Origin of the sequence: Halomonas sp. HAL1 (genome assembly GCF_030544485.1) — a bacterium.
Classification (GTDB): domain Bacteria; phylum Pseudomonadota; class Gammaproteobacteria; order Pseudomonadales; family Halomonadaceae; genus Vreelandella; species Vreelandella arctica.
The window spans coordinates 2,263,838-2,289,162 of record NZ_CP130610.1; the positions used below are offsets into that span (position 1 = coordinate 2,263,838).

The following is a 25,325-nucleotide window of genomic DNA, read 5'->3' on the forward strand; positions in this document are numbered from 1 at the left end:
ATTACATCTAGTGACTATAACCACTTACCGGTATTAACTCACTAGGTGATTGCGGAGAACGCATGAGCTTTTCTGAACTTGGCCTGCACGCCGATTTATTACGCGCTGTCACAGCGCAAGGTTACACCGTCCCTACCCCGATACAGCGAGAAGCTATCCCTGTCGTGCTAGAAGGTCGCGACATGCTAGCCAGCGCCCAAACCGGCACTGGCAAAACTGCCGGTTTCACGCTACCCATGTTGCAACGCTTAAACACAGGCAAGCAGCCAGGCAAACGACAGGTTCGCGCATTGGTGTTAACCCCTACACGTGAGCTTGCCGCCCAAGTAGGCGAAAGCGTGTCTACCTATGGTCAACACTTAGCATTGCGCTCGCACATTATCTTTGGCGGTGTTGGTCAACAGCCTCAAATCGATGCGCTTAAAGCTGGGTTAGATGTACTTGTCGCCACACCAGGGCGCCTTCTTGATCTTCACCAGCAGGGCCATGTAGATCTCTCGTCCGTTGAGATATTAGTCCTGGATGAAGCTGACCGTATGCTTGATATGGGCTTCATCCACGACATTAAACGACTCCTGCGCCTAGTCCCTAAAAAGCGTCAAAACCTGTTGTTCTCGGCAACATTCTCGAATGAGATTCAAACCCTCGCTCAACAGTTGCTGGATAATCCAGCCATGATTGAAGTAGCGCCCCGCAACACTACCGCGGAGAAAATTGAACAGGCCATTTACCGCGTAGACCGCGAGAAAAAACGTGAACTACTGGCCCACTTAATTCAGCAGAATGGCTGGTTCCAAGTGTTGGTGTTCACACGAACCAAACATGGCGCAAACCGCTTGGCTGAGCAGCTCTCTAAGCAAGATATTCCTTCGATGGCGATCCACGGCAATAAAAGCCAAGGGGCCCGTACTCGCGCGCTAACAGCGTTTAAAAGTGGCGACCTGCAAGTATTGGTGGCTACCGATATCGCCGCCCGAGGCCTGGATATCAATGAGCTGCCCCATGTGGTCAACTTTGATCTACCCAACGTGGCGGAAGATTACGTACACCGCATTGGGCGTACCGGACGCGCAGGCAGCAATGGCGAAGCCGTCTCGCTGGTGTGTGTCGATGAAGACGGGCTGCTGGGTAATATTGAACGGCTGATTAAACAGACGCTGCCGAAGCATATAGAACCTGGTTTTGAACCTGATCCCACCATCAAACCTGAGCCCATCGAGAATGGTCGGCGCAATCAACGCCAGCCTCGCGCCAAACGCAAACCCGAAGGCCAGAGCGCAAATACAAATACTAGTGGCGAACGCAAACGTCGCGCCCGCCGCTAGCTTGGTAGGCAGGAATATGCGAAGGTGTCGCCTTTGCATATTCCCCCCTTCTATATTGAGCAACTATCTTTAAGCCGTTAGGCATGAACCATTTATTCATGGAGTGATTATGGCGTCTTCTCAACTTATGGCCGATTACCGCCAATGGCTGACATTTCAACGTCAAGAGCAGCTCAGCCGTGAGCATCAAGGAATTGTGCAGCGTTTAGAGGACGCTCGAGCCTCAGCGAACCAAGTATCCCAGGCTTACCGCAGCATGGCTGAAAAGGCGTCTGTTGAAGGCGCTTGTTACCGCACAATTTTCTTACGCCAACGCGATGATAACCATGCACTGCCCTGCGAAGGGTGGCTGTTTGTGCGTCGCGTGCTTAGTGAAGGCAATAGCACCCGTGTGCGCGTCACCTTGCTGGAAACGTTTACCCTTGAAGACGGCATTATGGCCCCAGGCGATAAACCTGCACGCAAGCTCACGTTAGAAATATTTGACCAGCTGCTAATGGACAAAGGCATGCGCACTAACGTCAGAGTAGATAGTCTGGACTCCTCGCAGGATTATCATTTCATCACGCTACTCGATGCTGTTCGCGGAGACTTGCGCCCTCACCTTAAATAAACGTTGGCGTGAAACAAGCATCGATATGGCATCCCGTCGCTCAATTACCTTTATTCTGCTGATGGTCGTGGTAGGGCTAAATTTACGCCCTGCCATGTCCTCAGTTGCCCCTTTGCTGACGCGTTTACAAGAGAGTGCGGGTCTCTCAGCCACCGCCGCTGGGCTGCTGACCACGCTTCCCGTGCTCTTTTTAGGCCTCTCCGCCCCGCTAGCCCCGACACTTGCCAGACGCATAGGCAGTGAACGCGCGCTGAGTGCGGCGCTGATACTTCTCGCAGCAGGCCTTATTTTGCGTGGTCTACCGCTTCCCGGCGTGTTATTCGTCGGTTCTGCAATGGCAGGCTGCGCAATAGGCATCGGCGGCACCCTACTACCCGCTTTGGTGAAACGTGAACTGCCCGCAAGTGCCGACCTGCTAACCGGCTTATATACCATGGCACTCTGCTTGGGCGGCGCCTTAGGAGCCGGATTTAGCGTGCCGTTAACACAGCTGCTCGGCAGTTGGCAGGCAAGCTTAATGAGCTGGGCACTACTGGCCATGTTTGCACTTGTCTTATGGCACTTTCAAATGCCACGCTCCCGACTATCGAATACGCCCAATCCGCCTAAAAGTGGCCTTTTACGGCTGCTTAAGCAGCCGCTTACCTGGCATGTCATGCTGTTTATGGGGATTCAGTCTTCCATGGCTTATATCGTCTTTGGCTGGCTACCCACCTTATTAGTTGCTCGCGGCTATAACGAGGCCGATGCAGGCTGGACCATGGCGGTTTCGATTATGTGTCAACTAGCCTCCGCGCTAGGCGCACCTTGGCTAGCACGCCTGGGCCGAGACCAACGTCCCGCTTTATTACTGGTGCTATTCAGCACGGCCGCGGGTTTGTGGATGCTGCTTATCGCGCCATTAATATGGAAATGGCCCGGCGCGGCCTTACTTGGCATCGGCCAAGGTGGCAGCTTTAGCTTAGCGCTCAGTTTGTTAGTGTTACGTACAGCCAACTCACGTCTTGCAGGGCAGCTTTCTGGCCTGGTTCAAGGCGGTGGTTATACATTAGCGGCGCTAGGGCCTTTCGGTGTCGGGGTGATGCTTCAATCAGGTGCCAACACCTCACATATCGCCTGGCTATTAATCGCTCTGCTTACCGTATGCTGTGGTTTTGCATTGCTGGCTGGGCGAAATCAGCGTCTAGATGACCAGAGTGGCGGACTTTTGGTAGAGCGCATTACTCGCTCTTATTGATTCCCATGTATTGTAAGAGGCCCAGGAGATGGCTATGCCCCCCTACTCCCCACTAGCTAGCAGCATCGCTTCCCAAGAGCGCATCTTGGTCATTTACACTGGGGGCACGATTGGCATGCAGCATCATGCCAACGGGCTTGCTCCCGGCGGCGACTTTGCCACTCGAATGACCACGGCCCTTGCCCAGCTGCCGCTTGCCCACCAGCAGTCCCTTCCCGCCTATGACGTCGTAAGCTATTCAACCTTAATTGATTCGAGCGCCGCTACGCCGCTTACTTGGCAACAGCTTGCACGCGATGTTAGCAGCCAATTAACGGCCTACGCAGGCTTTGTAATCATTCACGGTACCGACACCCTCAGCTGGACGGCTGCTAGCCTTGCCTATCAGTTACAGGGATTAGATCGCCCGGTGATTGTGACGGGCGCCATGCGCCCGCTGGAAGCTCCCGGCAGCGACGCACTAGACAATCTACACGGCGCGCTGCAGTTCGCCAGCAAGCCCGGGCTACAAGAAGTAGCTATTTACTTTGCCGGTCAGTTGCTTCGCGGTGTCCGCGCCATCAAACAGCACAGCGAAGCGCTCAATGCCTTTGCAAGCCCCAACTACCCCTTGCTCGGCGAACGGGTGGGCGACGATTTCGTTTATTACCCCAGTCGTGGACTGGCCCTGCAACAACGAGGAGCACCACGCTTTGAACTCCCCGACTACTGTTTGATTAACAAAGGGGAAGTGGTCCGTATCGTGCTCTGGCCTGGGATCACAGCCTGGCAGCTTGAGACATGGCTAGGTGATTCGCGCGTTAAAGGAGCGTTACTCCAGTTCTGGGGCGCCGGAAACCTACCCGGCGACCCACACTTACTGGACGTGCTGGCCAGGGCCAGTGGAGAGGGCAAGCTACTGGCCGCCATTAGCCAGTGCCCGCAAGGGAGCATCCAACTGGGCGCTTACGCCGCTGGCCACGGCCTGAGCGATGCGGGCATTCTGGCAGGCGACGACATGACACCGGAAGCAGCATTCACCAAACTGGCTCACTTACTGGCCCAGCCGCTCTCATTAGAAGATCAACGCCAGCGCTTTTTAACACCATTGATCGGTGAACGGTGACGTAGCGGAATTTGCGCAGCGCTGGCATACCTTGAGATTCGGTCTATGGTGTAGAAGGATAATCTAACAGTTTGAAGGAACAATAAATTATGGAAAAGCCAGTGCATCATTTCAGTGAACTGTTTGAGCAGTTGGGCCTTGCGTCTGATGCTGATTCCATCGAGCGCTTTATTAAGCGCAATGCTCCGCTCCCCGAGTCAATGCCATTGGCAGATGCCCCCTGCTGGAACGAAGGCCAGGCGGCGTTTCTAAAAGAAGCCGTGGATGAAGATGCCGATTGGGCCGAAGTTGTTGATCATCTCGACGCCTCAATGCATAAGCCTCACTAATACGGCAGCCAGATTAGAGTGCGCCGTTAAAAACGGCGCATCAACCATTCAAACGCGCCTCAACGCGCTCAAGAATTTGTCGGCTGACTTTTCCCACTAGCGGCTTGGCCGCCTTGTTTACGGCCTTTTCCATTAAACGGTTTCGAATTTCATAACTTAGCGTCAGCGCCACTTCCGTCCCTTCCGGCACTTCGCGAAGACGGTATCGCCCCTGGTTTTTAACCCCATCCAACGACTCCCAGGCAAGCACATGGGGCGGTTGAATTTCGGTGACCATGACGTCAAACGCCCAATCCATACCGACAGCGCGCACGTGCCATCGATAACGGTTCTCTCCCAGCGTGTCGATGGAGCGGATGAGATCTGAGTAATCAGCAAAATCCTCGACGCGACGCAGTAGCTCAAACACCTTTTCGGGGGGAGCGTTAACAATTTCACTGTGTTCAATGGTAGCCATTGGTTGCCCTCTAACAACGTGGATGATTAGCGTAGCATGTTGATATTAATGCTGCCCGCCCATGCCGCAATTACCCCAATGTGCGCTAGAACTGGTCAGATTAACCGCTATTGCGTAAACTGCCGCCCTTCCGGACCGGATCCCGGAACGCCGCGCCAGCAAATTGCTGCTCGCGATCAATAAATTCTCCGACAACGAGTGTTTTCTCATGTCATCAATACCCCCTGTGGCCGCTGATAGCGCCACGACTGTCGTTATCTATTCCGGTGGAATGGACTCTTTTACTGTGCTTCACCGTGCGCTGCGCGAAGGGCTTACCGTCCACGCGCTCTCGTTTGACTATGGCCAGCGGCATGCTCGTGAACTCGACACTGCTCGTCAGGTCTGCACCACGCTTGGCGTGCCCCACCAGGTGGTCGATATTCGCGCCATCCACGGTCTGATTGACAATTCAGCGCTGACCAACCCAGACCAAGCGATGCCCCACGGCGACTACGCCGCGGACAATTTACGCGCTACGGTGGTGCCTAATCGCAATATGATTTTACTCTCTTTGGCGATTGCCAAAGCGGTCAATATTGGCGCAGAGCGAGTCGATTACGGTGCCCATGGCGGCGATCACATATTGTACCCGGACTGCCGTCCCGAGTTCGTTGAGGCAATGAACCATGTCGCAAGCATTGCCAACTTCGAGCCCGTCACGCTCCACGCGCCATACCTCTCCTCAAGCAAGGCCGAGATTTTGCGTGAGGGCTTGGCCATGGGCTTGGACTACCGCCACACCTGGACGTGCTACGAAGGGCGAGAACTAGCCTGCGGCGTTTGCGGTAGCTGCCGCGAACGACTAGCCGCCTTTGCCGCTAACGGGGTGACAGACCCATTGGCATATACCCCAGACACCGCAGGACAACGCTGATGTACCAAGTTAAAGAAGCGTTTTATACCCTGCAGGGGGAAGGCGCCCAGGCCGGCAGAGCAAGTGTTTTTTGTCGTTTTAGCGGCTGCAACCTGTGGTCGGGCCGCGAAGTGGATCGTGCAACGGCTAAATGCACATTTTGCGATACCGATTTTATTGGCACGAACGGTATCAACGGCGGAAAATTTTACACTGCCGAAGCCCTTGCCGAACACATTGCAGCCCTTTGGCCTACCCAAAGCGGTGCTGAAAAGCCCAAGGCAACACCCTATGTCGTGTTTACCGGTGGTGAGCCTTTGCTGCAGCTTGACGCGGCGTTGATTGCCACGCTACACCGCCATGGGTTTGAGGTGGCCGTCGAAACCAACGGCACGCTGGCGCCACCCCCTGGCATTGATTGGCTGTGCGTAAGCCCCAAGGGCAACAATCCCTTGGTCGTTACCCATGGCGACGAATTAAAGCTCGTTTACCCCCAGCCTGATGCGCCACCAGAGCAGTTTTCAAGCTTGGATTTTCAGCACTTTTTTTTACAGCCGATGGACCTTGCTCCCCTACACCAGGACAAGACAACCGTTGCTGAGACGACCGCCTACTGTATGGCTAATCCACAGTGGCGTCTTTCGCTGCAAATGCACAAATTAGCAGGTTTTGATTAATGGCTTTATTCGTTCAACAACTGACCCATATCGACGTCTCGCTTTGGTGCGCCAAGCGCGGCTTGGTCGGCTGTAGCTGGCAGGTAGACGCGGTGTTGGAAGGCGAGCTGGGTGAAGACGGCATGCTTTTCGATTTTGGTGAAGTGAAGCCGTGGATCAAGCGTACCCTGGACAGCGGGCTGGACCATACCTTGCTGGTCCCCACCGAGGCGTCAGGCATCAGTGTCTCCGAGTGCCCTGAAGGATTATGCGTTCGTACCACGATGCCCTACCCAATGGAAGTATGCGGGCCGGAAGAGGCATTCACCCTGCTTCCCTGGCAAGCTATTACGCTTGAAATGGTCGCTGAACATTTAAGCCACCAACTGACCGAGCAGCGTCCTGAAAATGTTGATCGGGTTTCCCTAACACTTAGCGATGAACCCAACGACGGCGCCGCGTACGGCTATAGCCACGGCCTGAAGCGGCACGCAGGAAATTGCCAACGCATTGCCCATGGCCACCGTTCACGACTGTATATCTGGCAGCAGGAAGCGCGCCAAACCCTGCTTGAACAACAGTGGGCGGCCTGGCTGGATAATCGCTATCTTCTTGAGAAGGCAGATATCGCGGCTCGCAATAATGAAACGCTTACCTGCCGCTACCGAGCCGCCCAGGGGGATTTTTCCATTACCTTGCCACAGTCGTTGTGTACCGTGCTGCCCGGGCCCACCACGGTAGAAAATATTGCGGCCTGGCTGGCACGGGAAGTCGCCACACAGAGCGGTCAAGTCACACGCATTCAGGCGTTCGAGGGAATCAACAAGGGCGCGATTGCTATGTTTTCACCAAGTGCTGCGCTATGAGCGAAGGATGTCGTGCGGGGTGTGGCGCCTGCTGCATCGCACCTTCGATTAGCTCTGCTATCCCCGGCATGCCAGAAGGCAAGCCGGCAGGGGTACGCTGTGTTCAGCTAGATGAACACAACCTGTGTCGTCTATTTGGTGACCCGAGCCGCCCCAAGGTTTGCAAACGTTTTAACTTTGATGCCAGCGTGTGTGGCGAGCACCGAGAAGAGGCGCTCGCCACACTGACCTGGCTAGAAGAAGATACACGTTAGAAAGCGCACTTTCTCCACCTCCGCCAAAGCCAACTCCCTTGGGCTAACTCCCTTGTGACTAGCTTTCAATACTCACGGGGTGCGGCAAACGGCGGTCCAGCAGGCTGATCCAGCGTGTCAGCACCGGGGCATCACTGTGACTGACTTCGCTCAACAAGCGCCTGAAACTCTCTTTGGCCTGCTGGTCATTAGGCTCAATGCGCGTCAACCATAGTTCAAGGGCCGCCAGTTCCTGGTGGCGGTTGCCATGCTCGCGAGCTTGGTTAATCGCCATCTCAGCTAATGCTTTCACTTCATTGGCGGGATGCCCAAGCAGATCACGCACCTTGGCAAGCTGGGTGGCTAATTCCGGCAGGAATAGCGTTGTCCTTTCACGGGCGATCACTAAGCACTGATCCAGGTAATCCTCTGCAGCGTTTAGCTCGCCCAGCTCAATACACGCGTCCGAATACCAGAGTACTGGCCGCTGATAGCGGTTACGCCCTTTCAGCTCGGCCATCTGGTCTAGACTGTCACGCAGTTGGGTAAGCCCCGCCGTATCCCCTGCCAACGCCCGCTGCCAGCCGAGAATAATTTGTGCGGAAATTTGCCATAACTGCAAATCTGGTGTGCCGGTCATAGCGGCCGCCCGTTCGGCGTGCCGGGCAGCCAGATGAACGTGTCCCAATTGACGATAAAGCGCCGCGGCAAATAATAGCGCCATCGCCAAAGTACCAGGATGTGCAATCTTCTCCGCTAGGCGAATCGCCGACGAGACTTGACGTTCAGCGCGCTGATAATCGCCACGCAAACAAAGCGCCCACCCTTGAAAGCAGGCAGCAGAGACTTGCGGGTGATCAGAGAATGGCAGCCACTCAATCATCATCTGCGCATTCAGCGGATCAATTTCATCCAAGTGATCGTGCGCCTGCTGAATGCGTCCAGCCCAATACTCGCAATTAGCCCGGGCATAATCGGCTAAACGGCGATAACGCGGGTCTTCGAGACGGGACGCGATATCGGCCAGAGTTGAAGCCAAAGCAAACGCATCCGCATGGGCATAGCGCTGGCTACGACCGACCCAGAGCCCCCATTTGACCAGGAATATCTGTTCAAGATCTTCCGGGTCTTCAAGGCTATCGCTGCCCGATTCACGCAGCAGCTCTCGTGCACGCACAAAGCTTTCGTGGGCGGTCGGTGAACCGTGCCCCTCTAACGAAAAGGCCGCCTGACCGCGAACGGTGAGCAGGCTCACTTCACGCTCGATCTCGTGCTCAACATGGCGAAGGCTCGCTAAGCCGAAATCCGCCATGCGCAGTGCGGTTCGGTTGGCACTGACCTTGAGCGCTTCCCGAGCGGCCAGCTCAAAGTAACGGGCGCCACGGGCATAGTGTCCACTACGACGTAGGTGGGTCGCGAAATCACCGGGGTGACGACTGATCCATACCGGAAAACGCTCTTCTATTAAAGTCACCACCTGCTGGTGCAGCTTGACCCGCACATCTCTCGGGCAAGAGAGATAAGCGGCTTCCTGCAGCAACTGGTGACTAAACTGGAATTCATGGTCGCCACTCTCTTTATCAACCGGCTCAACAATTTCCAGTACCCGCATATGCTCAAGCGCTTGGTTAAGCCGACCTTTTTCCCAACCACTGCACTCAAGTAGAAAATCCAACCGAAAGCGCTTACCCAGTACCGCTGCAACGTGGGCAATTTCACGGTCGCCCTCAAGTTGATCAATACGGCTTGCTAAAAGCCCTAATAACCCCTTGGGCAGTTCCTCAAATTGGACACTGCGCCCTTCTCGGCGATCCATATCCAAACGACGGCAAATCTCCTGCATATACAGAGGCACACCATCGCAGCGCTCAATAATTTGGTTACGCAACCGCGGACTCAGGTGGATACGGTAACGGCGGGAAAGCTGCGACAACAGCCGCGAGGACTGCAACGCATCCAGATTGCCTAAGCTAATTTGCTGATCCCAGTGCAATTTCACCGGCAAAGTTTCACGCCCATGATGACTAGCGACCAACATAAAAGCGGTATTGATGGGTAGTCTTGCCTGCAGCCCTGCCAACACTTTAAATGAGGGTTCATCCAGCCACTGTAAATCGTCGATCATTAGCACGAGCGTCTGGGTGGTCGCCTGGCGCTCTATTAAGCGGTGAAGCAGCATTACCACCAGCTCAACGGCCTCACCGCTTTGAGCTAGCTGGGTAATTTCCTGTACTTCATGCACTCCAAGCGCTTGCTCCAACAGATGCTGCCGGTCAGCCGTCAGCTGATCAAACCCTAGCGTTGCCTGTAGTTCGTGAATGGCTTCAACGGTAAGCGCTTGCTTGAGATACCAGCCAACCAGCGTGCGGGCCACCCCATAAGGGTCTAGCACCGAAAGACGCGTAGTGGGCTGCCAGCATATCGCCGCATCACGACTAAGCTCTAATTGGCGAAAGCCGACCATTAACGCCGATTTCCCCATCCCCGAGGCGCCACGCACCAAGACACTTTGGCGCAAGCCAATACCCGCCCGCGCCAGCGCATCGCGCAGGGTACGCAGCGACGTTTCACGGCCCACCAAGCTGGGGGGAAGTGCATCGCGGCCGCCTTCGTTCTGGCCCAGCACCAGCGCACGCAGGCGCACACGACCATCGCTGGCGATCAAACGTGACACCAGGCGTGGCTGAAGATCAAGCGCGGGCGGCATGTGCTGACTGGCTTCTTGGGAAATAACCAGTTCACTACCTTCTGCAGCGCTCATCAGCTCCAAAGACGTTTGCGTGACTTGGCCTAACGGGTCCGCCAACTGACGCTCGGGTAGGTACACCACACGACCGCTGTGCAAGCCAGCGGCCAACTCAAAGTGCGGTATATCACCCTCACCAGTCCAGTGGCGCGCGCTCTCTTGGGGAAGGGCCTGACGACAATGCTCATAAAGCGCCACTAGCTCCGCCAACTGATGCGCGGGGCCATGAGTGCCGAAACAGGCCAAGCCTAAGCCGCCCGTAGCACCTGGAAGCCAAAAGCCGCCTAAGTGATGGCACTGCTGCTCTAACCAGCGTAGTAATTCCAACTGCAGCGTAAGGCAGTGGCGTGTCGCCGCGCGATCTTGCCACTCCCCTTTTAGATGCAAGCGTATAGCCATCACGGAGAGCTGACGCAGTTCGATTTCATCTTCACGTAGCGGCTTACTATCCGCTGCCAGCGCGCGCGAAAAGGCGCCTTGAGGGCTCATCATTCGCGGGTCGTGGTGGCCATCTGACCAATAGCTGGCTAACTGCAGAAAGCTTGGCTCAGGCTGCTGGCCCGACAGCGCTAAAAGCTGTAAATAGCTGTTGTACTGCTCATGGGCAGCAGCCATTTGGTTTTGTTCGGCGAGTTGACGAACCAAACGCTCATGAAAGGGACCGTAGCCTGAAAAGCGGCTGACCAACGCTTCCAAAATTGAATCAGGTACATCGGCGTGACCTTCGAGCACCTGCTCAGCAAAACGAATGACACGCTGACGCCACTCATTACGAACTTGGACTAACCAGCGCTGAAATTCGCTACAGTTGGCCAGTTGCAGCTCTTCAATCAAGTCGCCTTGGTAACAAGACATCAGCGCTTCAAGGGTATTTAAATCGCGGGGTCCTTCTAAGAGCTGCTGCAGCGTATGGAGGTCAACCTGCCAGTTATTAGGAAGTTGAAAAGCAATCGTTTGCCGGGAGACACTTAATACTTGGTCGGCGCTCTCACCTAACGATTGGCGCAAACAGTGCAGCGCATGGCGCAGGTTGGTTCTGCCTGATGACAAACCTTGGTCGGGCCACAACAGCTCTGCCAGAGCAGCCCGATTGACCGGCTGGCGGTGCAGCAAAAGATAAACAAGCAGCGCTTTCACTTTGTCGTAACTAAAGTGGGTCAATACATCTTCGCCCTGGGTAAGCGAAAAGTGGCCGAATAAGGTTAACTGGTCTGTCTCACGAGCATCGCGCATGATAAACATCCTGCCGGGCTAAGCGGCTTAAGCTGGCACACCGCTATGAAAACGAAAAGCCGTATCGGGCGAAGTAATCAGCTCCGCTTCACGCGCCACAAAAAAAGCAATCCGCTCGTCAATAGAGCTTGCTGTTTGCTGGCGAGCCAGCAACAAATAGTCTTCAAAATGACGGCCTTCTGACTTCACAAGAGTGCGATAAAACTTGGCAAGCTCTTCGTCTAAATAAGGAATCAAACAAGCAAACCGTTCACAGCTACGTGCTTCAATAAGTGCACCGATGATTAACACATCAATTAGCCGTTCGGGATCATTACTACGCAAGTGTCGCCTAAGCCCTTCAGCGTAACGTGATGCCGTTAAATGTTGGTAGGCAACGCCTCGTGCTTCCATAAGCGCGACTACCTGCTCGAAATGGAGCAGCTCTTCACGGGCTAATTGCGACATTTTGCTGAGCAACAGCGGCTGATCAACATAGCGATAGAGCAGACTCATTGCCGTAGAAGCGGCTTTTTTTTCACATTGCGCGTGGTCAATTAATAGCGTTTCAGGATTTTCGAGCGCCCACTGCAGCCATGCGTCAGGGGTTGCACAGGCCAGAAACTGGCGCAGGCTTTCAGGCAACAGATCATCCGCTTTTAACGCATGGTCAGCCCTTTGCAAGGCATTCGTTTGTAATTTATCAGTTTGGAAAGTACTGGTTTGTAAAGTACTGGGTTGTATCGACATAACACCATTACCAATCTTGTGTTTCACTATTGTACAACATATAAGCGCTCAAAACGCTCAGTCCCTGTTAGGTACAAATCTTTATACCTTGCATCGCCTATTACTAATGTAGTCATTCGCTCAAAAATGCTCCACACACTTTATAAGCACACTATTAGTAGGATGCCTCTAAGGTTATAAATTGAGGTCTATGGTAACCCGCTGTAACCTCAATCACACCCGCACAAGCCTATGTTAACTTAGAAAATGGTAAAAACTTTCCTGAATTTGAGCCAAACGACTAATAAAAAGGTGCTTTTTGATTCATTTAGATCGTGACATCAACATAAAGTACAACAGAGGTCACGCCATGCCAGCTTAACATTGTCGACAGTTTGCCGTAGAATCTCGGCCATCCAACCATATGCTGTTTGTCAAGCGTATGTCCTATGTGATTGGTCCACTTTCCAACACTGCGCAGCCACTACGGTGCTACGTGTAGGCCGTCACCATAAAGTAAATCAGAACGTAGATGAGAGGGCCCCAACGTGCTTGAAGCTTACCGCCAACATGTCGAGGAACGTGCTGCTGAGGGCATCCCGCCCAAACCCCTAACCGCCGAACAAGTAGCGTCAGTAGTTGAGCTGCTTAAAACGCCACCGGCCGGTGAAGAGGAGTTTATTCTCGATTTAATCACCAATCGCGTACCGCCCGGTGTTGATGAAGCCGCGTATGTAAAAGCGGGTTTTCTAACTGCAGTCGCGAAAGGTGAAGCAAGCTCGCCGCTGATCGACAAGGTGCATGCTGTTAAACTGCTTGGCACCATGCAGGGCGGCTACAACATTGTTTCAATGGTTGAACTTCTCGATAACGAGGAGCTTGCCCGTGAAGCTGGTGAGCAGCTCAAGCACACACTGTTAATGTTCGATGCCTTCCATGATGTCGAAACACGCGCCAAGAACGGCAATAGCGTTGCTAAAGAAGTCATTCAATCTTGGGCAGATGCTGAGTGGTTCCTCTCTAAACCGGCCCTGGCTGAAAAAATTACACTCAGCGTGTTTAAAGTACCTGGCGAAACCAACACGGATGACTTGTCTCCGGCGCCAGATGCTTGGTCACGCCCTGATATACCGCTGCACGCCAATGCGATGCTTAAAAACGAGCGTGATGGCATTGAGCCTGTGGTGCAAGGCACCACCGGACCGCTCAAGCAGATTGAAGACGTTAAAGCAAAAGGCTTTCCAGTTGTTTACGTTGGTGACGTTGTGGGCACTGGCTCATCACGTAAATCAGCGACTAACTCCGTACTCTGGTTCTTTGGCGACGACATTCCTTACGCCCCGAACAAGCGCGCTGGCGGTTTCTGCTTTGGTAGCAAAATCGCGCCTATCTTCTTCAACACCATGGAAGACTCAGGCGCCCTGCCGGTAGAGATGGACGTCACCAACCTGAACATGGGCGACGTCATCGACGTTTATCCTTATGAAGGCAAAGTCTGCAAGCATGGCACCGATGATGTCATCACTACCTTTGAACTTAAAACGCAGCTGATCCTGGATGAAGTACGTGCTGGCGGCCGTATCCCGCTTATCATTGGTCGCGGACTAACCGGCAAGGCGCGTGAGTCGCTGGGACTACCCGCCTCTGACGTTTTCCGCTTACCCGATCAGCCCAAAGATACTGGCAAAGGCTTTACCTTAGCCCAGAAGATGGTTGGCAAAGCGTGTGGTTTGGACGGCGTTCGTCCGGGCATGTACTGCGAGCCTAAAATGACCACCGTTGGGTCTCAAGACACCACCGGCCCGATGACACGCGATGAGCTGAAAGACCTTGCTTGCCTAGGCTTCCAGGCCGATCTGGTCATGCAGTCTTTCTGCCATACGGCCGCTTATCCTAAGCCGGTCGACGTGGATACCCACCACACTCTGCCAGACTTCATCATGAACCGCGGCGGTGTTTCACTACGCCCCGGCGATGGCATCATTCACAGCTGGCTGAACCGCATGCTATTGCCTGACACAGTTGGCACCGGCGGCGACTCGCACACCCGCTTCCCGCTGGGCATTTCGTTCCCAGCCGGTTCAGGCCTGGTAGCGTTTGCTGCTGCCACCGGCGTCATGCCGCTGGATATGCCGGAATCGGTACTGGTTCGCTTTAAAGGCCAGCGTCAGCCGGGCGTTACGCTACGCGATCTGGTTCACGCCATTCCGCTTTACGCCATCAAGCAGGGCTTGTTGACTGTCGACAAATCCAACAAGAAAAACGCCTTTTCAGGCCGCGTGTTGGAAATTGAAGGTTTGGAAGACCTAACCGTCGAGCAAGCCTTTGAGCTTTCCGATGCCTCTGCCGAGCGTTCTGCTGCTGGCTGTACGATTACGCTGTCAGAAGAGAGCGTGACCGAATACTTGAAATCCAACATCACCCTATTAAAGTGGATGATGGGCAACAGTTACGGCGACGAACGTACCATTAGCCGCCGTATTGAAGGTATGGAAGCATGGTTGGCTAACCCGAGTTTGATGCGTGCCGACCAAGATGCCGAGTACACTGAAGTTATCGAAATTGACCTAGCTGAAATTAAAGAGCCGGTTCTGTGTGCCCCGAACGACCCGGACGATGCTCGCCTGCTATCAGAAGTAGCTGGCCAGAAAATCGACGAGGTCTTTATCGGTTCATGCATGACTAACATCGGCCACTTCCGGGCTGCGGGCAAGTTGCTTGAAAAGCAGCCTGCCGGTAGTTTAAAAACCCGGCTGTGGCTGGCACCACCGACGAAAATGGATCAGCACCAGCTGACGCAAGAAGGCTACTACGGTATTTACGGTCGTGCCGGTGCACGCATGGAAATGCCGGGATGTTCACTGTGTATGGGTAACCAGGCGCGCGTTGCTGCCAAGAGCACCGTCGTGTCTACGTCTACACGAAACTTCCCGAACCGCCTGGGCGATGGTGCCAACGTGTACCTTGCCTCTGCGGAACTGGCGGCTGTTGCCGCGGTAGAAGGACGCCTACCCAGCGTTGAAGAGTATCAACGTTACATGGGTGAGTTTGACGCCATGGCTGGCGAGATTTATCGTTATATGAATTTTCACGAAATTGAGGAGTATCAGAAGATCGCCTCTAACGTGATTCCGATCGCTCAAGAAGCTTAGTTTAACGCTTGAGTCTGATCACCCCATCGCCGATGCTCGCACCATCGCAGAGAATGTGACAGAGTGCATTTTCTGAGTCGATGACCGAACGCCCCGCCACTGTACTTCAGGGCGGGGCGTTTTTTTTGCCCTGCCTTTGGACACCGGTTTAATATCAACAGCCTCTACCATTAGGAGCGTGTGATGACGAACTCAACGCAAATTGTGACACCCGATCTTTGTGATGCGCACCCAGAAGTCGCCGTGCTAGACCCGCTGTTTGTTAACTTTGGCGGTCTTGAGGCCTTTTATGGTCCTATTAGCACCATTAAATGCTTTGAAGATAACTCCATGGTTAAGCAGGCGGTCGCCGAGCCAGGTAATGGCGCGGTACTGGTGGTCGATGCAGGCGGTTCGCATCGCTGCGCCATGCTGGGTGATATGCTGGCAGAGCAGGCCGTCGCCAACGGCTGGGCAGGTGTTGTTATGTACGGCTGTGTGCGCGATGTGGATATACTCGCCACCCTGCCGATTGGCGTTCAGGCATTGGGAAGCCATCCGCGCAAGAGTGAAAAGCGTGGTGAAGGTCAGCGTGATATTGACGTGACCTTTGCAGGCGTCACCCTTCAGCCCGGCCAATGGTTATATGCAGATAACAACGGCATTATTGTTGCTGCGCAAGAGCTGCCACTCTCCTAGCTATTTCTTTTACCACCCAAAGGGTTGGTAACAGTCCACTTGCCAGGCGTGGTGCTTACTGCCACCCTGGTGAATCATTCTTACCGTTTAGTGACGATGCAGCCTTTGACCTACCTTGGCTCTGCCTTACTGCGCACGCTGCGCGATCATCTTCGCCCTCTGATCGCCTACCACCTGTTTTTTACCCTGCTCGCCTCAGCATTACTGCTGCCAGCGATCACCTGGGTGACGCGTGGGCTGCTGGCCCAACTCAACCGCACCGTCGTCACCAACGATGAATTGATCGCACTGCTCTTTAGCCCGCTGGGATTGATAGGCATGCTGATAGGGCTTGGGTTCGCTTTTCTGATTATTTACTGGCAGCAGGCAGGCATGCTGCAGGTAGCCGTCAGACCGCGCGATAACCATTACCGGCTCGCCCTTGAAGCACTCTGGCTGAGCACTCGTCGGCTGCACGCCCTGGCGGGTCTTGTCATACTTCAAGTAGGCACACACTTATTATTGCTCGCGCCCTTTATGGTCGGCCTCACATGGCTTTACGACTTCTGGCTGAGCGGCATAGACCCTTACTATCTTCAGCGTGTGCGCCCTCCTGCACTGTGGTACTTCATTGGCTGCGCCCTCCCCCTGATCATTGCCTGGATATGGGCGGCCTCATGGCTCTATCTGCGCTGGCTGCTCGCACTACCCTTAGTAGCCCTGGAAAGATGCACCCCCTGGCGGGCACTGAAGCGTAGCGTTAGCCTAACGCGCGGCTGGCGCCGCTCGATTGGTGCAGCGGTTCTGCTCTTGCTACTTATCATCATCAGCCTGCCGCTGCTGATCACTCTGCTATTCGACCGGCTATTTACACCCTTGCTGTGGTGGCTGCCTGAGCATAACGCCGTACTCATACCGGCGATGCTGGCGTACCTGTTGGGCTATGTGCTGATTACGCTAACCATTACCTTTTTGGGTATTGCCACTAACGCCCTCCTTTCTGCCTGCTTGTACATGCAGCTGGCGCATCAAGAACCACGCCCGGCGGCCCCACCGGAAGATACGAACGCAGGGCGCCTTGCCTGGGCGGTTGAGCTCAGCGTGCTTGTTTTTGCCGGCCTTCAAGCGTGGTGGATTCTGAATAGCTTCGAAATTCGTGACAACGTCGCAGTGATAGCCCACCGTGGGAGCTCCATGGTGGCTCCTGAAAACACCCTCTCTGCATTAGAGCAGTCACTGATTGATGGTGCTGACTATATCGAAATTGACGTACGCTTGAGCAGTGACCAGCAGGTAATGCTCTATCATGACCGCAGCATGGCGAGGCTAACTGGCGACAGCCGTGAGTTTAGCGAGCTTACCAGACACCAACTTAGCCAGTTCGATGTGGGCAGTTGGTTTGGGGATGCGTTTCAAGGCGAGAACATTCCTGGCTTGGACGAAGCGCTCGAAAGAGTTCGCGGAAAAGCGGGGTTGATGATTGATATCAAGCCTCTGCCGGGTCAAGAGCAAGCGTTAGCCGATGCCGTTATTGATACCTTAAATGCCGAGAGCGACATTCGTTACCGCTGCTGGGCAACCCAACAAAGCGCCTTTGATGGTTATACCGCCTGCGGCTTCCCCAATGCGCTGTTGGATATGCGGATGGCGACCATGTCGCCCTCACTACTTGAGCATATTAATGCCCGGGCGCCAGAACTGCGCGTTACTTTGTTGGCGCAGCTCATTCTGCCCGGGACGCTCAATCGTCGTGGTTTTGATGCATTAGGCCTACGCCATAACCGCATCACGGAAGGAGAAGTTCGCCTGTCACGGCTGTACGGCTACGAAATACACGCCTGGACGGTTAACGACCGCGCTAGGATGTCGACGCTGATTGACCTGGGCGTCGATGCCATCATCACCGACTACCCAGATCGTTTAACAGAGCTTATTCAGATTCGCCGCGAATTAAGCGACGGGGCGCTAATGCTGGTGAAACTGCGCAACTGGCTTCGTCAGTAGCGCTCCTAATCGCCCATCACCACGCCTTCACGCCGTGGGTCAGCGCCGCCATACAGCGTGCCATCGTTAAGCCGACGAATGGCCTGTAGCCCGCTGGTCAACTCCCGTTCGCTGACCGTGTGGCCGCGCTCGCGGAGTGACTCAATAGTTTCCTCAGGAAAACGCCCCTCTTCGACGTAAACATCGCCGCCCAACGTAATGGCGTGGGGTAGATTGAGCGCTTCCTGAGCACTCAGCCCCCAGTCACGCAGCGCGACTAGGGTGCGGGCCGTATAATGAATGATCGCCGCACCACCCGGTGAACCCAAGCTGGCCACTAACTCACCGCTTTCTTGATCGAATACCAGCGTAGGGCTCATGCTGGAACGCGGGCGCTTGCCTGGCTCGACTCGGTTCGCCACAGGATCGCCGTCTACTTCAGGGGCAAATGAAAAGTCGGTGAGCTCATTATTGAGCAGGAAACCACCCGCTAGGCCTGTTCCGCCATCCGAGAGAATGCGCGAACCGAACGCCTGTTCAATGGTAGTCGTCATGGCCACCGCGTTGCCCTCCTCATCTACAATACTGATATGGCTAGTGCCATACTCGGGCTGATCGGGCTGGCTGGCCCAACTAACGGCAAGCTCGCCGGGATTGCCCGGTTCAGCGCTGTCGCCCATGCTCATCTCTTCAATGAGCTCACTGCGTTGCTCAAGGTAGTCAGGGGCCAACATCAATGTCCAATCGCCCCCCGGTGCTTCGACAAAGTCCGGGTCGGCGATATAACGACCGCGGTCGGCAAAAGCGAGCCGCGAGGCTTCCAGAAACTGGTGCAACCACCCGCTGCTTGGAGCGCCGTCATCGAACGGGGCTTCAAGCAGCGGCTGTTGGTCGAGCATGCCCAAGATCTGCATCACGGTGAGATGGCCCGACGAGGGAGGCGGAAAACCGCATACTTCCCACTGCTGCCAAGGGGTGCATAAAGGTTCGCGGTCAAGCGCCTCGTAGCCACGCATATCGTCAACCGTCAAACTACCAGGACGCTCAGGGTGATTCTGAACCCGCTCAACGATATCTTCCGCTACAGAACCTTCGTGCAAGGCAGCGCTGCCTTGGGTTGCTACGCGACGTAGTACCTCTGCCAAGGCCGGATTTTTGAGTGTTTCACCAACCGCGATAGCCTCACCTTCGCTATCGTAATAAAACTGGCTGGCTAACGGATCTTGGCGCAGAAACTCGTCACTCGTCAGGCTGGTATGCAACCGATTGCTCACAGCAAAGCCTTCTTCGGCCAGGGTAATAGCCGGTGTAAACAATTCTTCCCAGGCTAGCTCGCCATGCTCTGCATGGGCTTTTTCAAGCATACGCAGCGTACCCGGCACACCGACAGAAAGGCCGCTAACCACCGCGTCGTTAAACGCAAGCGGCTCGCCATTCTGCAAAAACAGCTCGCCATTTACTCCCTGCGGTGCGGTTTCACGGCCATCATAGGCGCGCACTTCGCTGCCATCGTAATGCATTAGAAAAGCACCGCCACCGATACCGCTGGATTGAGGCTCTACCAAATTCAGTACCATTTGCACTGCAATGGCCGCATCAATAGCGTTACCACCGGCTTTCAATACTTGATAACCAGCATCGGTTGCGAGCGGGTTGGCTGCCGCCACCGCAAACGACTCAGCCTCCCAGCCTGGCTTCTCTTCATAGCCAGACTCACTTTCAGGAGAAATGGAGGGTGTCTCGTAGCTAAACCCCCAACTATAAAACGGCGTTACCAGCAGCACAGGTAGCGCAAACTTAGCTGATTTTGTGAACATTTCAGCGCTCTCCGCGACAAGTTAAATAAAAAAACACACATAAAAGAGTAGTCTATAAAAACAGCAACGCCCGGCTCAATGTCCGGGCGTAAACTGAATGTTTTAGCAAACAAACTTATTCAATTTTTTGGCCTGCGAGCATAAACCAAGTTTCCAGAACCGCATCAGGATTGAGTGATACGGAGTCGATGCCCTGTTCCATCAACCACTTCGCCAAATCGGGATGATCTGACGGCCCCTGGCCACAAATGCCGACGTATTTCCCCTTCGCTTTACACGCCTGAATCGCCATCGCAAGTAGCTTTTTAACCGCCCCATTACGCTCATCAAACAGATGTGCAACGATGCCCGAATCACGATCTAACCCCAATGTTAACTGCGTTAAATCGTTAGAGCCGATAGAGAACCCATCAAAGTACTCAAGGAACTCATCGGCTAGCAGGGCGTTAGCTGGCAGTTCGCACATCATAATCACTTTCAAGCCTGTCGGACCGCCTCGCTCCAAACCGTTGGCGGCCAACAGCTCTACCACCTCTCGCGCTTCGTCGGTGGTACGCACGAAGGGCACCATGATCTCCACATTCTCGAACCCCATCTCTTCACGCACCCGCTTCAGGGCACGGCATTCAAGTTCAAAGCAGGGCCGGAACGCTTCAGAAATGTAGCGCGACGCCCCCCGAAAACCTAGCATCGGGTTCTCTTCCCCCGGCTCATAGAGCTTACCGCCAATCAGGTTTTCGTATTCGTTAGACTTGAAGTCTGACAGCCGCACGATCACACGCTGCGGGTGGAACGCTGCTGCCAGCGTCGAGATCCCCTCAACCAGTTTATCGACGTAAAAACTGACGGGGTCGGCATAACCGGCCGTCCGTAAATCGATCACCTGCTGTAGATCCACTGGCAGCGTGTCGTACTCCAATAGCGCTTTAGGGTGAACGCCGATCATGCGGTTAATAATAAATTCGAGACGCGCCAAGCCTACACCCGCGTGTGGGAGGCTGGCGAAGCCGAAGGCGCGATCGGGATTGCCCACATTCATCATGATCTTGAAGGGGATTTCCGGCATGGCGTCAACACTGGAGACTTTGCAGTCAAACTCCAGCAGCCCTTCGTAGACATTGCCGGTGTCGCCTTCCGCACACGAAACCGTAACGTCGATGCCCTCTTTGAGCTGAGTCGTCGCGTCGCCGCACCCCACTACCGCGGGAATACCCAATTCACGGGCAATAATGGCAGCATGGCAAGTGCGCCCGCCACGATTGGTGACGATGGCGGAAGCGCGTTTCATAATTGGCTCCCAATCCGGGTCAGTCATATCGGTGACCAGAATATCGCCATCATGGATCTTGTCCATATCGTCAGGGCTGAGCACCACTTTGACGGTACCGCGGCCAATACGCTGTCCAATCGCCCTGCCGGTGATTAATGTGCGGCCTTTTTCGCGCAGCTGAAAACGTTCAAGCTTGCCGCCTTCCTGCTGGGAAACGACCGTTTCAGGACGCGCCTGAACGATATACAGCTCACCATCATCACCATCTAGTGCCCACTCAATATCCATAGGGCGCTGGTAGTGCTGCTCGATCGTCATGGCCTGACGAGCCAGCTCCATCACCTGTTGATCATTAATACAGAAGCGACCGCGATCCTGATGGGGCACATCGACGGTTTCAACGGATTTACCGGCGCTGGCATCCTGGCCGTAAATCATCTTGATCAACTTGGAGCCCAAGTTACGGCGCAGCACTGCCGGGCGGCCCGCCGCCAGGGTCGGTTTATGCACGTAGAACTCATCGGGATTGACTGCGCCCTGCACGACAGTTTCGCCTAAGCCCCAGGAGCCAGTAACGAAAACCGCATCGCGGAAGCCAGACTCGGTATCCAAGGTAAACATAACGCCCGACGCACCGATCTCAGAGCGCACCATTTTCTGCACACCGGCCGACAAAGCAACATTTTCATGGGCGTAGCCACGGTGGACGCGGTAGGAGATAGCGCGGTCGTTAAACAGCGAGGCAAATACTTCGTGCACGGCACGCTTAATATTGTCGAAACCTTCAATATTGAGAAAAGTTTCCTGCTGACCCGCGAAGGAAGCATCGGGTAAATCTTCAGCGGTAGCAGAGCTGCGTACAGCCACTTTTAACTGAGGATGCTGTTGCTGGAGCTGTCCGTAAGCGTCGCGAAGGGCTGTCTCAAAGCTAGGCGGCAACGGCGTATCAATAATCCATTGGCGAATAGTGCGGCCCGCCTCGGCGAGCGCTTTAACATCGTCCACATCCAAGCGCGCAAGCGTGGCATTAATGCGCTCGTTAAGGCCTTCGTGGGAGAGAAACTCGCGGTAGGCATGAGCGGTAGTGGCAAACCCGCCAGGCACCGTTACGCCAACACCGGACAGATTGGAAATCATTTCACCTAGTGAGGCGTTTTTACCACCCACGCGTTCGACGTCTGACATGCCCAGTTGATCGAACCACAGAATGTACTCTTCCACGTAACCCCCTCGCTCATAGACATCGACACGATCACTAATATTGCCGTTTAGACGTAGGATCATGGATTATTGATTGAGACACCCTAGCACCGCGCTACTATATTCGCCATTGGTCTAATAGCGAAGGGAATGGAGGATTTTTACAACATGAAGGGTTTTTAGGTCATTTGTGTAGTCAGTCACTTCACCTACCTCCTCAGTTCGCATCGCGAGTTGCTCTAGCAAACGGCTCAGCACACAATAGCGCAGTTACTTACCAGTGGATGTCACTATGAAACGTACGGCTTTTTTTATCTCTGATGGCACCGGGATCACAGCAGAAAGCTTAGGGCGCAGCCTGCTGGCCCAGTTCAGCGATGTTGAGATCGATATGCAAACCAAGCCTTATATCGATACGCTGGAAAAAGCTCAGGCGCTAGCAGCCATTATCGAAGCGACAGCCAGCCGCGACGGGCATCGCCCGATCATCATTGACACCATCGTTGATCAACAAATTCGCAACGTCATTCGGCAAGCATCCGGCTTCAAGGTCGATATTTTTTCAACCTTCCTAGAGCCATTGGAACAGGAACTCAATACTCACTCTTCCTATAGCGTTGGGCGCACGCACTCAATTGGTAGCGATGACGTCTATATGGACCGGATTCACTCAGTGCACTTTGCGCTGGATAATGATGACGGAGCACGCACTCATCAATACGATAAAGCCGATATTATCCTGGTCGGCGTCTCACGATGCGGCAAAACCCCTACCTCTCTCTATCTAGCACTCCAGTTTGGTATTCGAGCGGCCAACTATCCGCTGACGGAGGATGATTTAGACGAAGATGGCATGTTAAAACTGCCCAAGGCGCTCGCGCCCCATCGTCAAAAACTGTTTGGGTTAACCATTGATGCGCGGCGTTTATCAGCGATCCGTAATGAGCGGCGGCCGAATAGCCGTTACAGCTCTATTGACCAGTGTCTTCAAGAAGTAGAACAAGCGGAGTCGCTTTATCGCACCATGCACATTCCCTTTATTGATGCGACGCGCTTCTCGGTAGAAGAGATATCAACGCGGATGATTGCGGAAACGGGCTTAGCGAGGCGCTTTTCGCCCCGCTAACGATCCATCATCCTGCGGCTAACTTACATTCCTTTTGGGGCAAAAATTCCCGGCGCGTTTCGCCAGTAGCCTTTGTAATCCATCCCAAAACCAAACACATAACGGTCGGCGACTTCCAAGCTGCAGTAGTCGGCCTTTAAACCGGGCACCGCTTTGCGGTTGTGCTGTTTATCCACCAGTACAGCCGTCGTTACACTGGCTGCCTGAGCTTCTTCGCAGTAAGCCAAAATGGCGGCTAGCGTGGCGCCTTCGTCCAAGATGTCGTCAACAATCACCACATGGCGCCCCGCCATCGGCACCTCAGGAGACACACGCCAAAACAGCTCACCGCCGCGCAGCTCATTGCGGTATCGAGTGGCATGTAAGTAATCCACTTCAAGCGGAAAGCCCAGCCGGGTTAGCAAATGCCCTGTAGTGATTAAGCCGCCATTCATAACGCAGTAAAAGACCGGCAGCTTGTCGCCTAAATCTCGCGTGATCGCTTCCGCCATACGATCAAGTGCCCGCTCTACCTCTTGCTGAGAAATAAGGCAGTCGGCGTTATCCATCAATTCACGCATTGAGTCCAATGACTCTAAGGCTTCTTTATCCAACTTTGACATCTAAACTCCAGGCGGGTTAAAAGCTTCAATTACATGAGTCGTGTGAATTTACACAGCATTGGGTTTCGGTTTATCAGCCAATGCTTCCAACTTAGCGTGGGTACGACGCCATCGGCCCAACGCACTTAGGGCATCAATATCAGGCCGTGCACGGCTGTAGCGCAGTTTGGCGGGACGCTTGGTTTCAATACCCCGGCAGGCTTCAATCACCTCAAGTGCCGCGGTGCGATCATTGCACACCAGCAACATATCGCAACCCGCCGCTAGCGCTGCCTGGGCTCGCTGTTTGGGCCCACCCGCCTCGTGGGCGCCCGCCATACTTAAATCATCAGAAAAGATGCAGCCTTTGAAGCCCAACGATTCACGCAGCATGCCCAACCAATGAGGGGAGAACCCGGCAGGACGCGGATCGAAAGCACTGTAAATCACATGCGCTGGCATCACGCCGTCTAACGGCGCGGCTAAATGGGCAAAGGGCACCAGGTCGCGTTGTTTAATCACCTCTAGCGGGCGGTCATCCACCGGCAGCGCAACGTGAGAGTCTGCCGCGACGCCGCCGTGACCGGGGAAGTGTTTCCCGACAGCGGCCATACCAGCATCATGGAGCCCTTGAATAAAGGCGCTGCCAAGCTGAGCCACATGCTGCGGATCGCGGCTAAAACTTCGGTCACCAATAACACTTGAGACGCCGCTTTCGACATCCAGTACCGGAGCAAAGCTAAGATCCAAACCGCAGGCAGCCATTTCCATGCCCAATAGCCAGCCAGCATCTTTTGCGAGCGCAAGACCGTCATCGGGATTGGCGCTATAACACTCCCCAATGCGAGCCATGGCGGGAAGGCGCGTCATCCCCTCTTTAATGCGCTGAACGCGGCCACCCTCTTGATCAACAGCAAGCAATAAGTCCGCACGCACACGTCGAATATCGCTGCAGAGTTGGCGTACTTGATAGCCGTTCTCGACATTGCGGGCAAACAGAATAACCCCCCCTACCGACGGTTCTAGCAGCAAGCGCTTTTCTGCGGCCGTTAATTTCGGGCCTTCAAGGTCGAGCATGACCGGGCCTAACGGTTGAGTCATCGTGATAGGTCCATTAAAAAAGAGGCGGTGATTCT

General features: G+C 54.4%; 20 protein-coding genes. 13 read left to right on the forward strand and 7 right to left on the reverse strand.

Annotation, left to right across the window (positions count from 1 at the left end; translation table 11 throughout):
• The first annotated feature begins 62 nt into the window (after positions 1 to 62).
• The 5 genes from Q3Y66_RS10605 to Q3Y66_RS10625 all read left to right on the forward strand — a co-directional run bounded on the left by Q3Y66_RS10605 (position 63) and on the right by Q3Y66_RS10625 (position 4,609).
• A complete protein-coding gene (locus Q3Y66_RS10605) occupies positions 63 to 1,325 on the forward strand; it encodes a DEAD/DEAH box helicase (RefSeq protein ID WP_008956260.1) in 1,263 nt (420 codons plus the stop codon).
• A 109-nt stretch (positions 1,326 to 1,434) separates the two neighbouring features.
• Positions 1,435 to 1,938, forward strand: coding sequence for a hypothetical protein (locus tag Q3Y66_RS10610; RefSeq protein WP_008956259.1), 504 nt, complete (start codon positions 1,435 to 1,437; stop codon positions 1,936 to 1,938).
• A gap of 25 nt (positions 1,939 to 1,963) precedes the next feature.
• A complete protein-coding gene (locus Q3Y66_RS10615; protein WP_008956258.1) occupies positions 1,964 to 3,175 on the forward strand; it encodes an MFS transporter in 1,212 nt (403 codons plus the stop codon).
• Between the two features lie 28 nt (positions 3,176 to 3,203).
• The gene (locus Q3Y66_RS10620) at positions 3,204 to 4,280 is read left to right on the forward strand and encodes an asparaginase (RefSeq protein WP_035586096.1); all 1,077 of its coding nucleotides are present in this window, start codon (positions 3,204 to 3,206) and stop codon (positions 4,278 to 4,280) included.
• 89 nt (positions 4,281 to 4,369) lie between these two features.
• Positions 4,370 to 4,609, forward strand: a complete 240-nt coding sequence (locus tag Q3Y66_RS10625; protein ID WP_008956256.1) for a DUF2789 domain-containing protein — start codon at positions 4,370 to 4,372, stop codon at positions 4,607 to 4,609.
• Between the two features lie 40 nt (positions 4,610 to 4,649).
• Here Q3Y66_RS10625 and Q3Y66_RS10630 read toward each other — a convergent pair whose 3' ends face one another.
• Positions 4,650 to 5,066: an SRPBCC family protein gene (locus tag Q3Y66_RS10630; RefSeq protein WP_008956255.1), complete on the reverse strand. Its 417-nt coding sequence runs from the start codon at positions 5,064 to 5,066 to the stop codon at positions 4,650 to 4,652.
• 208 nt (positions 5,067 to 5,274) lie between these two features.
• On the opposite strand from Q3Y66_RS10630, the gene queC reads away from it, so the two are divergent.
• From queC to Q3Y66_RS10650, 4 genes are read left to right on the forward strand one after another with little or no spacing between them, the layout of a single operon-like run.
• Complete coding sequence (gene queC / locus Q3Y66_RS10635; protein ID WP_008956254.1) at positions 5,275 to 5,982, forward strand: 7-cyano-7-deazaguanine synthase QueC; 708 nt, start codon at positions 5,275 to 5,277, stop codon at positions 5,980 to 5,982.
• The gene (queE, locus tag Q3Y66_RS10640; protein ID WP_008956253.1) at positions 5,982 to 6,638 is read left to right on the forward strand and encodes a 7-carboxy-7-deazaguanine synthase; all 657 of its coding nucleotides are present in this window, start codon (positions 5,982 to 5,984) and stop codon (positions 6,636 to 6,638) included. Before queC ends, queE begins: the two co-directional genes overlap by 1 nt.
• On the forward strand, positions 6,638 to 7,483 hold the full coding sequence (locus tag Q3Y66_RS10645) for a 6-carboxytetrahydropterin synthase (RefSeq protein WP_008956252.1): 846 nt from the start codon (positions 6,638 to 6,640) through the stop codon (positions 7,481 to 7,483). The genes queE and Q3Y66_RS10645 overlap by 1 nt, the downstream gene beginning before the upstream one ends.
• Entirely contained in the window at positions 7,480 to 7,737 is a 258-nt protein-coding gene (locus Q3Y66_RS10650) for a YkgJ family cysteine cluster protein (protein WP_008956251.1), read from the forward strand. Before Q3Y66_RS10645 ends, Q3Y66_RS10650 begins: the two co-directional genes overlap by 4 nt.
• Positions 7,738 to 7,795: 58 nt before the next feature.
• Here the strand turns inward: Q3Y66_RS10650 and Q3Y66_RS10655 are convergent, their stop codons facing one another.
• Entirely contained in the window at positions 7,796 to 11,695 is a 3,900-nt protein-coding gene (locus tag Q3Y66_RS10655) for an AAA family ATPase (RefSeq protein WP_008956250.1), read from the reverse strand.
• 27 nt (positions 11,696 to 11,722) lie between these two features.
• Positions 11,723 to 12,424: a tRNA-(ms[2]io[6]A)-hydroxylase gene (locus Q3Y66_RS10660; RefSeq protein WP_008956249.1), complete on the reverse strand. Its 702-nt coding sequence runs from the start codon at positions 12,422 to 12,424 to the stop codon at positions 11,723 to 11,725.
• Between the two features lie 527 nt (positions 12,425 to 12,951).
• Between Q3Y66_RS10660 and acnB the strand changes: the two genes are divergently transcribed.
• The 3 genes from acnB (at position 12,952) to Q3Y66_RS10675 (ending at position 18,216) form a co-directional block, all read left to right on the forward strand.
• Positions 12,952 to 15,555: a bifunctional aconitate hydratase 2/2-methylisocitrate dehydratase gene (acnB, locus tag Q3Y66_RS10665; RefSeq protein WP_008956248.1), complete on the forward strand. Its 2,604-nt coding sequence runs from the start codon at positions 12,952 to 12,954 to the stop codon at positions 15,553 to 15,555.
• A gap of 183 nt (positions 15,556 to 15,738) precedes the next feature.
• On the forward strand, positions 15,739 to 16,233 hold the full coding sequence (gene rraA, locus Q3Y66_RS10670; RefSeq protein ID WP_008956247.1) for a ribonuclease E activity regulator RraA: 495 nt from the start codon (positions 15,739 to 15,741) through the stop codon (positions 16,231 to 16,233).
• Positions 16,234 to 16,272: 39 nt separating this feature from the next.
• Entirely contained in the window at positions 16,273 to 18,216 is a 1,944-nt protein-coding gene (locus Q3Y66_RS10675; protein WP_008956246.1) for a glycerophosphodiester phosphodiesterase family protein, read from the forward strand.
• A 5-nt stretch (positions 18,217 to 18,221) separates the two neighbouring features.
• Here Q3Y66_RS10675 and ggt read toward each other — a convergent pair whose 3' ends face one another.
• Together ggt and ppsA are read right to left on the reverse strand one after the other, a co-directional pair.
• The gene (gene ggt, locus Q3Y66_RS10680) at positions 18,222 to 20,012 is read right to left on the reverse strand and encodes a gamma-glutamyltransferase (RefSeq protein ID WP_008956245.1); all 1,791 of its coding nucleotides are present in this window, start codon (positions 20,010 to 20,012) and stop codon (positions 18,222 to 18,224) included.
• A gap of 115 nt (positions 20,013 to 20,127) precedes the next feature.
• Positions 20,128 to 22,503, reverse strand: a complete 2,376-nt coding sequence (gene ppsA / locus Q3Y66_RS10685) for a phosphoenolpyruvate synthase (RefSeq protein WP_008956244.1) — start codon at positions 22,501 to 22,503, stop codon at positions 20,128 to 20,130.
• Positions 22,504 to 22,774: 271 nt separating this feature from the next.
• On the opposite strand from ppsA, the gene Q3Y66_RS10690 reads away from it, so the two are divergent.
• Positions 22,775 to 23,608 (forward strand): pyruvate, water dikinase regulatory protein, encoded by an 834-nt coding sequence (locus tag Q3Y66_RS10690; RefSeq protein ID WP_008956243.1) that lies wholly within the window; start codon positions 22,775 to 22,777, stop codon positions 23,606 to 23,608.
• Between the two features lie 23 nt (positions 23,609 to 23,631).
• Here Q3Y66_RS10690 and Q3Y66_RS10695 read toward each other — a convergent pair whose 3' ends face one another.
• Entirely contained in the window at positions 23,632 to 24,210 is a 579-nt protein-coding gene (locus tag Q3Y66_RS10695; RefSeq protein WP_007114399.1) for a hypoxanthine-guanine phosphoribosyltransferase, read from the reverse strand.
• Positions 24,211 to 24,258: 48 nt separating this feature from the next.
• A complete protein-coding gene (gene nagZ / locus Q3Y66_RS10700) occupies positions 24,259 to 25,290 on the reverse strand; it encodes a beta-N-acetylhexosaminidase (RefSeq protein WP_008956242.1) in 1,032 nt (343 codons plus the stop codon).
• Positions 25,291 to 25,325: the final 35 nt, after the last annotated feature.

Coding starts and splice junctions, on each gene's coding strand:
- ggt (WP_008956245.1), bottom strand. CDS start 20,012: ATGTTCACAAAATCAGCTAAGTTTGCGCTACCTGTGCTGCTGGTAACG.
- Q3Y66_RS10690 (WP_008956243.1), top strand. CDS start 22,775: ATGAAACGTACGGCTTTTTTTATCTCTGATGGCACCGGGATCACAGCA.
- queC (WP_008956254.1), top strand. CDS start 5,275: ATGTCATCAATACCCCCTGTGGCCGCTGATAGCGCCACGACTGTCGTT.
- Q3Y66_RS10630 (WP_008956255.1), bottom strand. CDS start 5,066: ATGGCTACCATTGAACACAGTGAAATTGTTAACGCTCCCCCCGAAAAG.
- nagZ (WP_008956242.1), bottom strand. CDS start 25,290: ATGACTCAACCGTTAGGCCCGGTCATGCTCGACCTTGAAGGCCCGAAA.
- queE (WP_008956253.1), top strand. CDS start 5,982: ATGTACCAAGTTAAAGAAGCGTTTTATACCCTGCAGGGGGAAGGCGCC.
- Q3Y66_RS10610 (WP_008956259.1), top strand. CDS start 1,435: ATGGCGTCTTCTCAACTTATGGCCGATTACCGCCAATGGCTGACATTT.
- Q3Y66_RS10650 (WP_008956251.1), top strand. CDS start 7,480: ATGAGCGAAGGATGTCGTGCGGGGTGTGGCGCCTGCTGCATCGCACCT.
- Q3Y66_RS10615 (WP_008956258.1), top strand. CDS start 1,964: ATGGCATCCCGTCGCTCAATTACCTTTATTCTGCTGATGGTCGTGGTA.
- Q3Y66_RS10625 (WP_008956256.1), top strand. CDS start 4,370: ATGGAAAAGCCAGTGCATCATTTCAGTGAACTGTTTGAGCAGTTGGGC.
- rraA (WP_008956247.1), top strand. CDS start 15,739: ATGACGAACTCAACGCAAATTGTGACACCCGATCTTTGTGATGCGCAC.
- Q3Y66_RS10695 (WP_007114399.1), bottom strand. CDS start 24,210: ATGTCAAAGTTGGATAAAGAAGCCTTAGAGTCATTGGACTCAATGCGT.
- Q3Y66_RS10605 (WP_008956260.1), top strand. CDS start 63: ATGAGCTTTTCTGAACTTGGCCTGCACGCCGATTTATTACGCGCTGTC.
- Q3Y66_RS10620 (WP_035586096.1), top strand. CDS start 3,204: ATGGCTATGCCCCCCTACTCCCCACTAGCTAGCAGCATCGCTTCCCAA.
- Q3Y66_RS10645 (WP_008956252.1), top strand. CDS start 6,638: ATGGCTTTATTCGTTCAACAACTGACCCATATCGACGTCTCGCTTTGG.
- Q3Y66_RS10655 (WP_008956250.1), bottom strand. CDS start 11,695: ATGCGCGATGCTCGTGAGACAGACCAGTTAACCTTATTCGGCCACTTT.
- Q3Y66_RS10660 (WP_008956249.1), bottom strand. CDS start 12,424: ATGTCGATACAACCCAGTACTTTACAAACCAGTACTTTCCAAACTGAT.